The following is a 13,326-nucleotide window of genomic DNA, read 5'->3' on the forward strand; positions in this document are numbered from 1 at the left end:
CTAAAGTGCAAGCTTTAATTTATTCCTTTGTGTTAATTGTGACAGTCTGTACAAAAAAATGTTGCAGCGCATTAGCCATCATTTGCGGATAAAATTGAAAGAAAATAGTTTCTAACGCATCATACTGCAATAAAAAATCATCAAATGAACCACTTAGCGCACTGAGCTTGGGGCGTCTTCTTGCCATCCCACTCAGTGATTTTCCAATATAATTTTTATCTGCATAGCGTATTAGCCACTGTTGAGGCCAGAGATATTCATTTAACTCCTGGAATTTTTCAGGGGTATGACAAAGCTGCGGCTCAATTATTTTTCGGCAGTCACGTACAAAGTCTACTAGCGGTATTGATGGCTCAATAGTTGACCAATGCAGCGATAAAAAATGGTCCCAAACTAAATCCAATGTTATGGGGGCAACACGGCGATATTCATCACGAAATAACAATTTAGCTTCTTTGACTAAAGGGTGAGTATCTGTAATGCGGTCGACAGTTCGATGCATAAAGATACCAGAGACAATTTCGGGGGAGTAAAGGCCCACAGGGTTACCGCGGACGTAGTCAGCCATGATGTTGCCGAGTAAGGAGCTGCCAGCGAGATGGGCCAGGTGGAGGTGAGCTAGGTAATTCATCCTCCTATGATATACCCGATGCCTTTCAAATTATAGCTGTGTTAGCTGCACAAATCGACCCTAGTCACATACTGATGTATGCTCCTAGGGATCAATTTGCTTGCTGCCTTGCTCTAATTCGAAATTCATGGGGTATGAACATTGAGAAACAAAAGAAAAAATATTCTTGATAGTTCGAATCTATGTAAGTTGCCTACCTGTGATTCGAAATCCATAGGACATGCAACGCAGCTTAGCTAACTTTTTGATTGCTCAAACTATAGCAGTAATTATGTTGAATTCGAAACTCACAGGACATTACTTGACAGAGGAATAAAGAATTCCTCTAATTTGAAATTCATGGGTATACCTATCGAGTAGAAAAAAGTCGAAATCAATTTGTTATAAAAGTTTATTGAAATTGAAATCATTCATTCTTTGAATGGATAAATAGTATGCAGAATTTTTTGCTAACAAATTATTTGTTAAAAAATGGTGGTTTTTTGTCCGATCTTGCGCTTATTTCTTGCGCCAAAGTCAGTGCGGCACTAGACTAGTCGCCTGTTTTTTTAGATTGATGTCAATACAATGCGTGTTTCTGATTTTACTTTTGAATTACCTGAAGAACTGATTGCCCATTATCCGCAGGCTGAGCGTAGTGCTTGCCGTTTATTAAGCCTAGATGGCGGCTCAGGGCAGCTCACGCATGGTGTTTTTACCGATATTCTAGAAAAATTGGAGCATGGTGACTTGCTGGTGTTCAATAACACTCGCGTGATCCCCGCACGGTTATTTGGGCGCAAAGTTAGCGGTGGTAAAATTGAAGTTCTGATTGAGCGTATGTTGGATGAACACCGCGTGCTCGCTCATGTTAGGGCATCAAAAGCACCAAAAGAAGGGGCTGAATTACTGCTAGGCGAAGATGAAAGCGTGAATGCGACGATGGTCGCGCGTCATGGTGCATTGTTTGAACTGCGTTTTGACGATGAACGTGATGTATTAAGCATTCTAAACCAAATTGGTCATATGCCTCTCCCGCCTTATATTGATCGTCCTGATGAAGAATCAGATAAAGAACTTTATCAAACCGTATATAGTGAAAAACCAGGGGCTGTTGCAGCACCAACGGCGGGCTTACACTTTGATGAACCGTTACTTGAAGCATTGCGCCAAAAAGGCGTAGAAATGGCGTTTGTAACATTGCATGTGGGAGCCGGTACCTTTCAACCTGTACGAGTTGATACTATCGAAGATCACATTATGCATTCTGAATATGCAGAAGTGCCACAAGAGGTCGTAGACGCTGTTTTAGCCTGTAAAGCACGAGGTAACCGCGTTATCGCTGTTGGAACAACGTCCGTTCGGTCGCTCGAAAGTGCCGCAAAAGCGAGCCAAGATGCTTTAATTGCTCCATTTTTTGATGATACCCAAATCTTTATTTATCCAGGGTATGAATATCAGGTGATAGATGCACTGATCACCAACTTCCACTTACCGGAATCGACATTAATTATGTTGGTTTCTGCGTTTGCTGGATACAAAAACACCATGAATGCATATAAAGAAGCCGTTGAACAAAAATACCGCTTTTTTAGTTATGGTGATGCTATGTTCATTACCCCCAATACAAATGCTCGATTCGAGAAAATTGGTGAGTAATCAGTTTGAAGCGGTGGCATCGGCTGCTTGCTTAGCAAATTAATATTATCAATAGCAACAGACTGTTTTTCTGCTGCTAGGAGGCAAACGTGAAATATGAATTACAAACGACCGATGGCAATGCACGCCGTGGTCGCTTAGTTTTTGAGCGCGGTGTGGTGGAAACCCCTGCATTTATGCCAGTAGGAACCTACGGTACTGTTAAGGGCATGACACCGGAAGAAGTTAAAGAGACTGGTGCTCAAATCTTATTAGGGAACACTTTCCACTTGTGGTTGCGCCCTGGGCAAGAAATTATGAAGTTGCATGGTGACCTCCATGACTTTATGCAATGGCAAGGCCCAATTTTAACCGATTCAGGTGGCTTTCAGGTCTTTAGTCTTGGTGCGATGCGCAAAATTAAAGAAGAAGGTGTGCATTTTCGTAACCCAATCAACGGTGAAAAAGTTTTCCTAAGTCCTGAAAAGTCGATGGAAATTCAGTATGACCTCGGTTCAGATATTGTCATGATTTTTGACGAGTGTACGCCATATCCAGCAGATTGGGACTATGCAAAGACATCAATGGAAATGTCGCTGCGTTGGGCTGCACGTAGCCGCCAACGTTTTGACGAACTTAACAATAAAAATGCCTTATTCGGTATTATTCAAGGTAGTGTTTACGAAGATTTACGTGATATTTCAGTTAAGGGGCTGGTGGAAATCGGCTTTGATGGGTACGCTGTAGGCGGCTTAGCCGTTGGCGAACCGAAAGAAGATATGCATCGAATCTTAGAACATGTCTGCCCGCAAATTCCAGCGGAAAAACCTCGTTACTTAATGGGGGTTGGTAAGCCTGAAGATTTAGTGGAAGGGGTTCGTCGCGGAATCGATATGTTCGATTGTGTGATGCCAACACGAAATGCGCGAAATGGGCATTTATTTGTGACAAATGGCGTGGTAAAAATTCGTAATGCTAAGTATAAATCAGACACATCAACACTGGATGCTGAGTGTGATTGCTATACTTGTCGTCATTATAGCCGCGCTTATCTGCATCATCTTGATAGATGTAATGAAATTCTTGGTGCAAGGCTCAATACCATCCATAATTTACGTTATTACCAGCGCTTGATGGCCGGTATTCGCCAAGCCATTGAAAATGGGAATTTTGAAGAGTTTGCTAAAGATTTTTACCAAAAGATTGGTAAACCTGAACCTTCATTAAATATCGAATGAATTTAAGTGCGAAATGCCATTAATCTGTGTAGCATATCAAACTTAGCTTTTTTGTATGTAAAATTGCTTTCAATAAAACAATGAGGAAAGTTGAATGAGTTTTTTTATTTCTGAAGCAGCGGCGTCAGCAGGTGCACCAGCGCAAGGTAGCCCGTACACTATGGTTATCATGCTTGTTGTTTTCGCGCTGATCTTCTATTTCATGATTTTGCGTCCACAGCAAAAACGTGCGAAAGAACACCGTAAATTGATGGAATCTATCACTAAAGGTGATGAAGTTTTAACAACTGGCGGTTTAATCGGACGTGTAACTAAAGTGTCTGAAACCGGTTATGTGGTTCTTGAGCTGAGTGAGAACACAGAAGTAACCATCAAACGTGATTTCGTTGCTGCTGTTTTACCTAAAGGCACAATGAAAGCAATTTAATTCTGATTCTCCCGAAGGGAACTGCCGTGCTAAACCGTTATCCTTTGTGGAAGTATCTGATGTTGATCTTCGCGATCCTCATCGGTTTGCTTTATGCACTTCCAAACCTATATGGTGAGGATCCGGCTGTTCAGATCACTGGCGTGCGGGGAACCGCCGCCAATGAACAAACGCTGATCCAAGTCCAGAAATCGTTAAAAGACGATAAAATTGAGAGTAAATCTATCTCTCTAGAAAATGGGGCCATTTTAGCCCGATTCAACAACTCTGATGTTCAGTTACGTGCGCGTGAAGTGATCATGAATGCACTGGGTGACCAGTATGTTGTTGCATTAAACCTTGCACCTGCAACGCCTAAGTGGCTCGAAGCTATCGGTGGTGAACCGATGAAGCTTGGTCTTGATCTGCGTGGTGGGGTTCACTTCCTGATGGAAGTTGATATGGACACTGCATTAGGTAAATTGCAGGAACAAAACATGGATGGTTTGCGTAATGACCTGCGTCAAGAAGGCATTGCGTACTCTTCTATTCGTAAAGGCAATGATTATAGCGTGGAAGTTCGTTTCCGTAACGCGGATGATCGTAGCCAAGCTGAAAAAGCATTGTCTCGTAAATACCCAGACTTAGTCTTTAGTGATGGCAGCGATAACACCATGATCGCAGTGATGACCGACGAGCGTTTACGTGAAGCACGTAACTACGCGGTTTCTCAGAACATTACTATTATTCGCAACCGTGTAAACCAATTAGGTGTTGCGGAGCCACTCGTTCAACGCCAAGGCGCTGACCGAATTGTGGTTGAATTACCGGGTATTCAAGATACCGCGCGCGCAAAAGAAATTTTAGGTGCGACTGCGACATTAGAATTCCGTCTAGTGAATACCGCTGTGGATTCTTCTGCAGCGGAAAGTGGCCGTGTACCAGGTGATTCAGAAGTTAAATATGACCGTGAAGGCATGCCTTATGTCTTATATAAGCGTGTGATCTTAACGGGTGACCATATTACCGACTCAACATCTGATGCGGATGAAAACGGTCAACCACAAGTGAGTATCAGTCTTGATAGTTCTGGTGGTTCTATCATGTCTGACTTTACACGTGATAACCAAGACAAGCTGATGGCAACGCTGTTTGTTGAATACAAAGACAGTGGCAAGAAAGATGTAACGGGCCGTTCAATTTTGGTGAAAGATGAAAAAGTCATCAATGCGGCACGTATTTCTGCACGTTTTGGTAGCAAATTCCGTATTACTGGTATTACTAACGGCACTGAAGCTCGCCAGCTTTCATTACTGTTACGTGCAGGTGCGTTGATTGCGCCAATCCAAATTGTTGAAGAACGTACCATTGGCCCAACACTAGGTATGCAAAATATCGAGCAAGGGCTGAAAGCCTGTATCGCAGGTCTGTTAGCTTCTATCCTATTTATGATTATTTACTATCGTAAATTTGGTCTGATTGCGAGTAGCGCGCTGTTGGCAAACTTGGTGTTAATTGTTGGGGTGATGTCCTTATTACCGGGCGCAACACTGACTATGCCTGGTATTGCCGGTATCGTATTAACCCTTGCGGTTGCCGTCGATGCGAACGTTCTAATTAACGAACGGATTAAAGAAGAGCTCAAGAACGGTCGATCTGTTCAGCAAGCAATTCATGAAGGGTATAAAGGCGCCTTCTCAAGTATTACAGACGCAAACTTAACGACACTGATCACTGCGATTATTCTCTATGCAGTGGGTACTGGGTCTATTAAAGGCTTTGCGATTACGACAGCGATTGGTGTCGCAACCTCTATGTTTACAGCTATCGTTGGTACACGTGCTATCGTGAACCTGCTTTACGGCGGTAAACGTATTAACAAGCTGTCAATTTAAGGAGCACGTTGTGGCACAGGATTATACTGTTGAACAATTGAACTATGGCCGTAAAGTTTATGACTTTATGCGCTGGGACAACGTTGCCTTTAGCATTTCTATCGTATTACTGATAGCTTCTTTTGTGATTATTGGCGTCAAAGGTTTTAACTGGGGCTTAGATTTTACCGGTGGTACGGTAATTGAAATCAACTTAAGTCAGCCAGCTGATTTGGATAAAATTCGTGATAGCTTGTCTAACTCGAATCATAAAGATCCATTAATCCAAAACTTTGGTAGCAGCCGCGATATCATGATCCGTATTCCGCCAATTGAAGGCACTGCTGGTCAAGAAGTCGGTAAAGAAATTATCACGATTATCAACCAAAATGTGGATGATAAAGCAACCGTAAAACGCATTGAATTCGTGGGGCCAAGTGTTGGGGCTGAATTAGCGCAAACAGGGGCTTTGGCTCTGTTAACTGCGTTGATTTGTATCCTAGTCTACGTTGGTTTCCGTTTTGAATGGCGTTTGGCCGCGGGTGCCGTGTTATCTCTTGCGCATGATGTGGTGATCACTTTAGGTATTCTGTCTTTGTTCCATATAGAGATAGATATGACTATTGTGGCATCATTGATGTCAGTTATTGGTTACTCACTGAACGACAGTATCGTTGTATCAGACCGTATCCGTGAAAACTTCCGTAAAATACGCCGTGGTACACCGTACGAAATCATGAACGTCTCTTTGACGCAAACATTGAGCCGTACCATCATGACATCAGCCACCACATTATTAGTGGTTCTGATGCTATACCTGTTCGGTGGCGCAATGTTAGAAGGCTTCTCATTGGTTATGTTAATCGGTGTAACTATCGGTACTATCTCATCTATTTATGTGGCTTCTGCATTAGCACTGAAGATGGGTATGAAGCGTGAACACTTGATGCAAGCGAAAGTCGAAAAAGAAGGCGCAGACCAAGAGTCATTACTGCCTTAGTTTTAAAAATGATGAGTAACTAAGCTAATTAGCACTCAAAATAGTTCGTGTTGTAGGTAGGCGGCAAGTGTAATTAATCCCTAGGAGCATACAAAAGTATGTGACTAGGGTTCATAAGCGATGCCAATACCCCTACAACGGGAATAATAAAGAGTTAAGCCAATTAGTGCTCAAAATAGTTCGTGTTGTAGGTAGGCGGCAAGTGTAATTAATCCCTAGGAGCATACAAAAGTATGTGACTAGGGTTAATAAACGATGCCAACACCCCTACAACGCGAAATATGAAGAGCAACGAGAACACCCTAGGAGGCATCTTCTAGGGTGTTTTTTCTCGCACAGTAGGGTAAACTATCTCCCCCTAAATAGATTCAGGAAACGCTATGCACTGCCCATTCTGCTCAGCTGTAGATACGAAAGTTATTGACTCGCGTCTGGTCGGTGAAGGGTCCCAAGTCCGTAGACGCCGCCAGTGCTTACTTTGTCATGAACGCTTCACCACTTTTGAAGTCGCTGAGCTTGTCATGCCTAGAGTCATTAAAAGCGACGATATTCGTGAACCTTTTGATGAAGAAAAGCTTAATCGAGGTATGCAAAAGGCATTAGAAAAACGGCCTGTAAGTTCTGATGACATTGAGCAAGCTATTATTTCTATTAAATCTCAGCTTCGGGCTACGGGGGAACGTGAAGTTCCGTCTAAATTGATTGGTAGTTTGGTTATGGATGAACTGAAAAAGCTCGATAAAGTTGCCTATATCCGTTTTGCTTCTGTTTACCGCAGCTTTGAAGATGTGCGCGAATTTGGCGAAGAAATCGCTAAATTACAGGATTAACGCCAATGATTGAACAAGACAACATGTATATGGCTCGTGCTTTTGAATTGGCACGAAAAGGGCGTTTTACTACATCACCTAATCCAAATGTCGGGTGTGTGATTGTGCGTGATGGTGCCATTGTCGGTGAAGGGTATCATCAGAAAGCAGGGGAACCCCACGCTGAGGTTCACGCATTGCGTATGGCAGGAGAAAAAGCGCAAGGGGCAACGGCCTATGTCACCCTTGAGCCTTGTAGTCATCACGGCCGCACTCCGCCTTGTGCAGAAGCACTGATTAATGCAGGTGTAAGCCGAGTTGTAGCGGCGATGCAAGACCCAAATCCTCAGGTTGCAGGCCGTGGTCTGTATATGTTGTCGCAAGCAGGAATTGAAACACGTAGTAATGTTTTATTAGACGATGCTGAAGCGGCGAACCGTGGCTTTTTAAAACGTATGCGTACCGGGTTTCCCTATATCCAGTTGAAACTTGCTGCTTCGCTTGATGGCAAGACCGCCCTTGAATCTGGGGAAAGCAAATGGATTACCAGCCCGGCAGCTCGCAAAGATGTACAAGCTCTTCGAGCCGAGGCAAGTGCTATTTTAAGTACGAGCAGCACGGTTGTTGCTGATGACCCTTCTTTAACGGTACGTTGGAATGAGCTCCCATCAGATATCCAACAAGTGTATCCAGAAAGCCAAGTACGCCAACCCATTCGTATTGTGCTAGATAATCACAATCGAGTGACTCCTGACCATAAAGTTACTCAATTAGATGGTGAATGTTGGTTAGTGCGCTCAACCCCAGATGAAAATGCGGTATGGCAAGGAAAAATTGAGCAAATCGCTATTCCAGCAGATGAAAACGGCACCGATCTGGTTATTTTGATGATGCAGCTGGCTAAACGTAATGTGAATAGCATTTGGGTTGAGGCGGGAGCAAAACTCGCAGGCTCATTACTTAAGCTAGGTTTAGTTGACGAACTGATTGTCTATATTGCACCTAAATTATTAGGTGACAGCGCTCGAGGTTTGGTGGACTTTCCGCCGCTTAACGCCCTTGTTGATGCGCCAAAATTTGAATTTACAGAAGTGAAGCAAGTCGGGCCAGACCTTCGTGTCAGGCTTCGTCCCGTATGGTAAGTGGTTTTTTTGAAAATCATACGTACGATACACGAAAGAATGTGATAAAATCCGCGCCCCGCGGGTTATAATTAATATTAGAGGAAGGCTATGAACGTAATTAAAGGTGTTGTTGCTGCTCCACAAGCGCGTGTTGCTATCGCTATCGCTCGTTTTAACAACTTTATTAATGATAGTCTGCTGGAAGGTGCTGTTGATGCGTTAGAACGCATTGGTCAGGTTTCAAATGACAATATTACAATTGTGTGGGTTCCAGGCGCTTATGAGCTGCCATTGACCACAAAAGCATTGGTTGAAACGAATAAATATGATGCAGTGATTGCATTAGGTACTGTGATTCGTGGTGGTACTGCTCACTTTGAATACGTTGCAGGTGAATGTAGCTCCGGTTTATCTCATGTTGCGATGAACAGTGAAGTTCCAGTGACTTTTGGTGTGTTAACCACTGAAAATATTGAACAAGCTATTGAACGTGCGGGTACTAAAGCAGGTAATAAAGGTGCTGAAGCTGCACTGACAGCACTTGAAATGATTAATGTAATTAAGGCCATCAAAGGCAAATAATACACAATTTGCTCTATGTTGCTATTTTTTCGCCACTACGGTGTAGATTACGCAATGCAACAAGTATTTATTGTGTACAGTTTTTAAATTTAAGGGGAATCTTGTGAAACCTGCTGCTCGTCGCCGCGCTCGTGAGTGTGCTGTACAAGCCATTTATTCATGGCAATTATCTGGCAATCCAATTGCTGAAGTCGAATATGAGTTTATTGCTGAACAGGACATGTCAGACGTCGACGTAAACTATTTTCGTGAACTGTTATCAGGTGTTGCGACTAACGCAACAAAACTAGATCAACAGATGGCGCCTTATTTATCTCGTCAGCTCGAAGAGTTAGGGCAGGTAGAAAAAGCGATTTTACGCGTCTCCATGTTTGAATTAAGTTTCCGTGAAGATGTACCTTATAAAGTCGCAATCAACGAAGGTATTGAATTAGCGAAAGTTTTTGGCGCAGAAGATAGCCATAAATTCGTTAACGGTGTATTAGACAAAGCTGCACCTGCGGTACGCCGTAAAAAATAATAATATCAGGGTTCCCTCCTGTAGCACTACGGTAATAAATAGGTAGCCTGGGTTCCAGTCTACCTTTGTGTTTATATGCTCGCGATATTTCAATGGCCGGTGAGCGAAGAATAATTGCAGCCAATTAGATAGACTCTTCAGGTTAGCAATTCAGTGCTATTTACCTATTATTGAATTATTAGGGTGTAAATTATTTGCTTCGTCTTAAACGAAAATAGATATAGCGAAAACGGAAAATCTACCATGTCATATGGCGAATTTGACCTCATCGCGCGTTATTTTAACCGTCAAACCACTAACCGACGTGATGTTAATATCGGTATTGGGGATGACTGTGCGTTGATGACCATTCCAGAAAAACAGCAACTTGCTGTAAGCACTGACACTCTCGTTTCTGGTATTCATTTCCTACCAACCATTTCACCAGCTGATCTTGCTTATAAATCATTAGCATCTAATTTAAGTGACCTCGCAGCGATGGGCGCAGACCCTGCATGGGTTTCTTTGGCAATTACATTGCCTTGTGTTGATTGTGATTGGTTACAATCTTTTAGTGATAGTTTGTTTGAACAGCTTAACTATTATGGCATGCAATTAATTGGTGGTGATACAACCCGAGGCCCTATGAGCTTGACCTACACGGTTCATGGCTTAGTGCCAAACGGCAAAGCGATGTCCCGTGCGGGGGCGCGTAATGGCGATTGGATTTATGTAACGGGGACTCTCGGTGATAGCGCTGCTGGCCTTGCTATTTTACAAGATAAACTGAATGTTAAAAATGTAGAACATCAAGAATGGCTAATTGCGCGCCATTTACGTCCACAGCCACGGATTTTACAAGGCCAAGCATTGAGAAACCTGGCTTCTTCTGCGATTGATATTTCTGACGGTTTAGTTTCTGATCTCAACCACATCTTGAAAGCGAGCAGTTGTGGTGCGCGCATTAATTTAGATGCATTGCCTCAATCAGAAGCGTTGAAACAAAGTTGTAGTATCGAACAAGGGCGTTTATGGTCTTTGAGTGGTGGTGAAGACTACGAACTTTGCTTTACCGTTCCTGAAATTAACCGTGGAGCGCTAGAGATGGCACTTGCACACACAGGCTCAGGCTTTACGTGTATTGGGCAAATTAAGCCGCAGTCTGAAGGAATTAGCTACTTTTGCAATAACCAAGAAGTTGATGTAAACCTAAAAGGTTTCGATCATTTTGTTTCGGAAGGTGCATAGAATGGCTAGTCGCCAAGAAAAAGCAGAAGCAAAAAAACGGCTGAATATGCGTAATCCTTGGCACTTATTGGCTACAGGATTTGGTAGCGGCCTTTCACCTATTGTGCCAGGCACAATGGGCTCTCTTGCTGCGATACCTTTCTGGTTATTAATGGCCAACATGCCAATTTGGAGCCTGTGGGTGCTTATTATCGCGGGTTTTTGGATTGGTTGCTTAATTTGTCAGCGCACTTCCGATGATATGAAAATTCATGACCACGGCAGCATTGTTTGGGATGAATTTATCGGGATGTGGATTACTCTCATGGCGATCCCAGTTGTTGATTATGAATGGGTCATCACCGCCTTCTTTATTTTCCGCATTTATGACATGTGGAAGCCATGGCCGATAAGGATTTTTGACCGAAAAGTCAGCGGCGGTTTTGGCATCATGATTGACGATATTATTGCGGCAATTTTTGCTTATGTGACTATTTGGTTGTTGGTATGGTATGACATCATGCCATTCTCTACCAACTAAATACGCGTCATATTTTGCGCTGTGGCGTTGTTGGCCGCACTTGGTTACCCGAATCACATACTTGTGTATGCTCATCGGGATAACCTCGATTGCCGCCTAGCCACAACACAAACTATTTAGCGTATAAATACGTGTCATATTTCAAATTGTAGGGGTGTTGGCTTCGCTTATTCGCCCTAGTCACATACTTGTGTATGCTCCTAGGGTCTTATTCGCTTGCCGCCTACCTACAATCTGAACTATTTAGCGTATAAATACGCGTTATACTTCTTACTGCCACTGCGTTACCCTAGTCACATACTCTCCTATGCTCCTAGGGATTAGTTTCTCTTGCTGCCTTGGTGCAGCACGAATTATTTAGTGTATTTGATGTGATTGTTTATCGTAGTAACTTCTTTTACTTCTCTTATGTCTTTTTGCGCCGAATACCCATCACTGAGGTTTGTGCTAGGGTTAAGCCTTTGGTTTCTGGTGCAAATAGGATCGAAACGATCAGTCCAAGCAAAGAAACGCCTGCACCCATCAATACCACCGAACTGACACCGTATTTAGTGATAAATAGCGGTAATGCCCATGTTGAAAAAATAGTGCCAATACGGCTGATAGACATAATGATCCCAACGGCGGATGCGCGAATATCGGTTGGAAACAGTTCGTTAGGGTAAAGCCATTGTAAAATACCGGGTCCCCCTGAGAAAAAAGCGTAAATCCCAAACATGATAATCACAAGGCAAATACCAAGGTTTGAAAATAGCCCAAGTATGGCAAGTGCGAGGGTCATAATGGCAAAGCTACCAATCAATAATGGTCGCCGTCCCATTTTATTCAGCCAATACATCGCAGGTAAGCAGCCTAGCATAAAGAATAAGCTGATAACTACGTTACCGAGTGCAGCGTTTTTTCCTTGATCCCACCCCAACTGCCCAACGATTTGTGGTCCAAAGGTGTAAATTGCAAACATCGGGATCACTTGGCAGGTCCAAATAATGGCGGTGAATAGGACGAAAGAAAAATGCCTCTTAGTGAATAATTGAAGAAAGTGTGTTTTTTGTTGTTCTTCGGCTTCAAATATTACGGGTTGGCCAAATAACTTTTCCATCATTTTTTCACATTCTTTAACGCGCCCTTTGCGAATCAGCCAAAGAGGTGATTCAGGTAAATCAAAACGACCAATCAAAATAATAATACAGGGGATCACTGAGCTACCAAGCATCCAGCGCCAGCCATCTTCCACGTCATATAGCATATAGCCGACGAGATTGGCACAGGTGGCACCGACATACCACATTGCTGCAATAAACCCGACAGCAAATGCACGTTGTTTGGTATTGGAAAATTCGGTGATCATTGACGTTGCAATTGGGTAGTCTGCACCTATTACAATCCCGATTAAGAACCGCATGATAAGCAGCTCCATCGGTGTTGAGACAAACATGGTCGCGACTGAAATGGCACCAATGGCAACAATATCAATTAAAAACATTTTACGACGACCGACTTGGTCACAAATATAGCCAAATAGAGAAGTACCAATGAATAGGCCTGCCAATGTTGCAGCGCCCAATAAGCCAATCCATTCACTACTTAAACTTAATACGGGGGTGAGTTGTTCTAATGCAACGCCGATCAGGACTAATACATAACCATCCAGAAAAGGCCCACCGCTACCCCACAGCATGATCCGTCGGTGAACGGAGGAAAATTGAATATCATCAAAACTTTTTGGTTTCATTATGGGTGTGTCCCTGATCAGCGCAAATAAACGCTTGAAAACTCTC

At 43.1% G+C, this 13,326-nt stretch carries 13 protein-coding genes; 11 read left to right on the top strand and 2 right to left on the bottom strand.

Annotation, left to right across the window (positions count from 1 at the left end):
• Positions 1–19 precede the first annotated feature (19 nt).
• A complete protein-coding gene (locus tag ACU696_RS05530; RefSeq protein ID WP_196719803.1) occupies positions 20–631 on the bottom strand; it encodes an acyl carrier protein phosphodiesterase in 612 nt (203 codons plus the stop codon).
• Between the two features lie 567 nt (positions 632–1,198).
• On the opposite strand from ACU696_RS05530, the gene queA reads away from it, so the two are divergent.
• The 11 genes from queA (at position 1,199) to pgpA (ending at position 11,548) form a co-directional block, all read left to right on the top strand.
• Positions 1,199–2,269, top strand: coding sequence for a tRNA preQ1(34) S-adenosylmethionine ribosyltransferase-isomerase QueA (gene queA / locus ACU696_RS05535; RefSeq protein WP_109911878.1), 1,071 nt, complete (start codon positions 1,199–1,201; stop codon positions 2,267–2,269).
• Between the two features lie 89 nt (positions 2,270–2,358).
• Positions 2,359–3,486, top strand: coding sequence for a tRNA guanosine(34) transglycosylase Tgt (tgt, locus tag ACU696_RS05540; RefSeq protein ID WP_004914630.1), 1,128 nt, complete (start codon positions 2,359–2,361; stop codon positions 3,484–3,486).
• 94 nt (positions 3,487–3,580) lie between these two features.
• A complete protein-coding gene (yajC, locus tag ACU696_RS05545) occupies positions 3,581–3,913 on the top strand; it encodes a preprotein translocase subunit YajC (protein WP_004905542.1) in 333 nt (110 codons plus the stop codon).
• A gap of 26 nt (positions 3,914–3,939) precedes the next feature.
• Entirely contained in the window at positions 3,940–5,787 is a 1,848-nt protein-coding gene (secD, locus tag ACU696_RS05550; protein WP_209102255.1) for a protein translocase subunit SecD, read from the top strand.
• A 10-nt stretch (positions 5,788–5,797) separates the two neighbouring features.
• The gene (gene secF, locus ACU696_RS05555) at positions 5,798–6,766 is read left to right on the top strand and encodes a protein translocase subunit SecF (protein ID WP_004914625.1); all 969 of its coding nucleotides are present in this window, start codon (positions 5,798–5,800) and stop codon (positions 6,764–6,766) included.
• Positions 6,767–7,146: 380 nt separating this feature from the next.
• Entirely contained in the window at positions 7,147–7,596 is a 450-nt protein-coding gene (gene nrdR, locus ACU696_RS05560; RefSeq protein ID WP_004914623.1) for a transcriptional regulator NrdR, read from the top strand.
• Between the two features lie 5 nt (positions 7,597–7,601).
• A complete protein-coding gene (ribD, locus tag ACU696_RS05565) occupies positions 7,602–8,717 on the top strand; it encodes a bifunctional diaminohydroxyphosphoribosylaminopyrimidine deaminase/5-amino-6-(5-phosphoribosylamino)uracil reductase RibD (RefSeq protein WP_004914622.1) in 1,116 nt (371 codons plus the stop codon).
• Between the two features lie 90 nt (positions 8,718–8,807).
• The gene (gene ribH, locus ACU696_RS05570) at positions 8,808–9,281 is read left to right on the top strand and encodes a 6,7-dimethyl-8-ribityllumazine synthase (RefSeq protein ID WP_004905531.1); all 474 of its coding nucleotides are present in this window, start codon (positions 8,808–8,810) and stop codon (positions 9,279–9,281) included.
• 103 nt (positions 9,282–9,384) lie between these two features.
• Positions 9,385–9,801, top strand: coding sequence for a transcription antitermination factor NusB (gene nusB, locus ACU696_RS05575; protein ID WP_004914619.1), 417 nt, complete (start codon positions 9,385–9,387; stop codon positions 9,799–9,801).
• A 243-nt stretch (positions 9,802–10,044) separates the two neighbouring features.
• Positions 10,045–11,028: a thiamine-phosphate kinase gene (gene thiL, locus ACU696_RS05580; protein WP_004914616.1), complete on the top strand. Its 984-nt coding sequence runs from the start codon at positions 10,045–10,047 to the stop codon at positions 11,026–11,028.
• A gap of 1 nt (position 11,029) precedes the next feature.
• Positions 11,030–11,548, top strand: coding sequence for a phosphatidylglycerophosphatase A (pgpA, locus tag ACU696_RS05585; RefSeq protein ID WP_109911879.1), 519 nt, complete (start codon positions 11,030–11,032; stop codon positions 11,546–11,548).
• Positions 11,549–11,954: 406 nt separating this feature from the next.
• Here the strand turns inward: pgpA and ACU696_RS05590 are convergent, their stop codons facing one another.
• On the bottom strand, positions 11,955–13,280 hold the full coding sequence (locus tag ACU696_RS05590) for an MFS transporter (protein WP_249743592.1): 1,326 nt from the start codon (positions 13,278–13,280) through the stop codon (positions 11,955–11,957).
• Positions 13,281–13,326 lie beyond the last annotated feature (46 nt).

This window comes from Providencia sp. PROV_01, from assembly GCF_053098325.1.

Coding starts and splice junctions, on each gene's coding strand:
- ACU696_RS05530 (WP_196719803.1), bottom strand. CDS start 631: ATGAATTACCTAGCTCACCTCCACCTGGCCCATCTCGCTGGCAGCTCC.
- queA (WP_109911878.1), top strand. CDS start 1,199: ATGCGTGTTTCTGATTTTACTTTTGAATTACCTGAAGAACTGATTGCC.
- yajC (WP_004905542.1), top strand. CDS start 3,581: ATGAGTTTTTTTATTTCTGAAGCAGCGGCGTCAGCAGGTGCACCAGCG.
- nrdR (WP_004914623.1), top strand. CDS start 7,147: ATGCACTGCCCATTCTGCTCAGCTGTAGATACGAAAGTTATTGACTCG.
- ribD (WP_004914622.1), top strand. CDS start 7,602: ATGATTGAACAAGACAACATGTATATGGCTCGTGCTTTTGAATTGGCA.
- ribH (WP_004905531.1), top strand. CDS start 8,808: ATGAACGTAATTAAAGGTGTTGTTGCTGCTCCACAAGCGCGTGTTGCT.
- thiL (WP_004914616.1), top strand. CDS start 10,045: ATGTCATATGGCGAATTTGACCTCATCGCGCGTTATTTTAACCGTCAA.
- pgpA (WP_109911879.1), top strand. CDS start 11,030: ATGGCTAGTCGCCAAGAAAAAGCAGAAGCAAAAAAACGGCTGAATATG.
- ACU696_RS05590 (WP_249743592.1), bottom strand. CDS start 13,280: ATGAAACCAAAAAGTTTTGATGATATTCAATTTTCCTCCGTTCACCGA.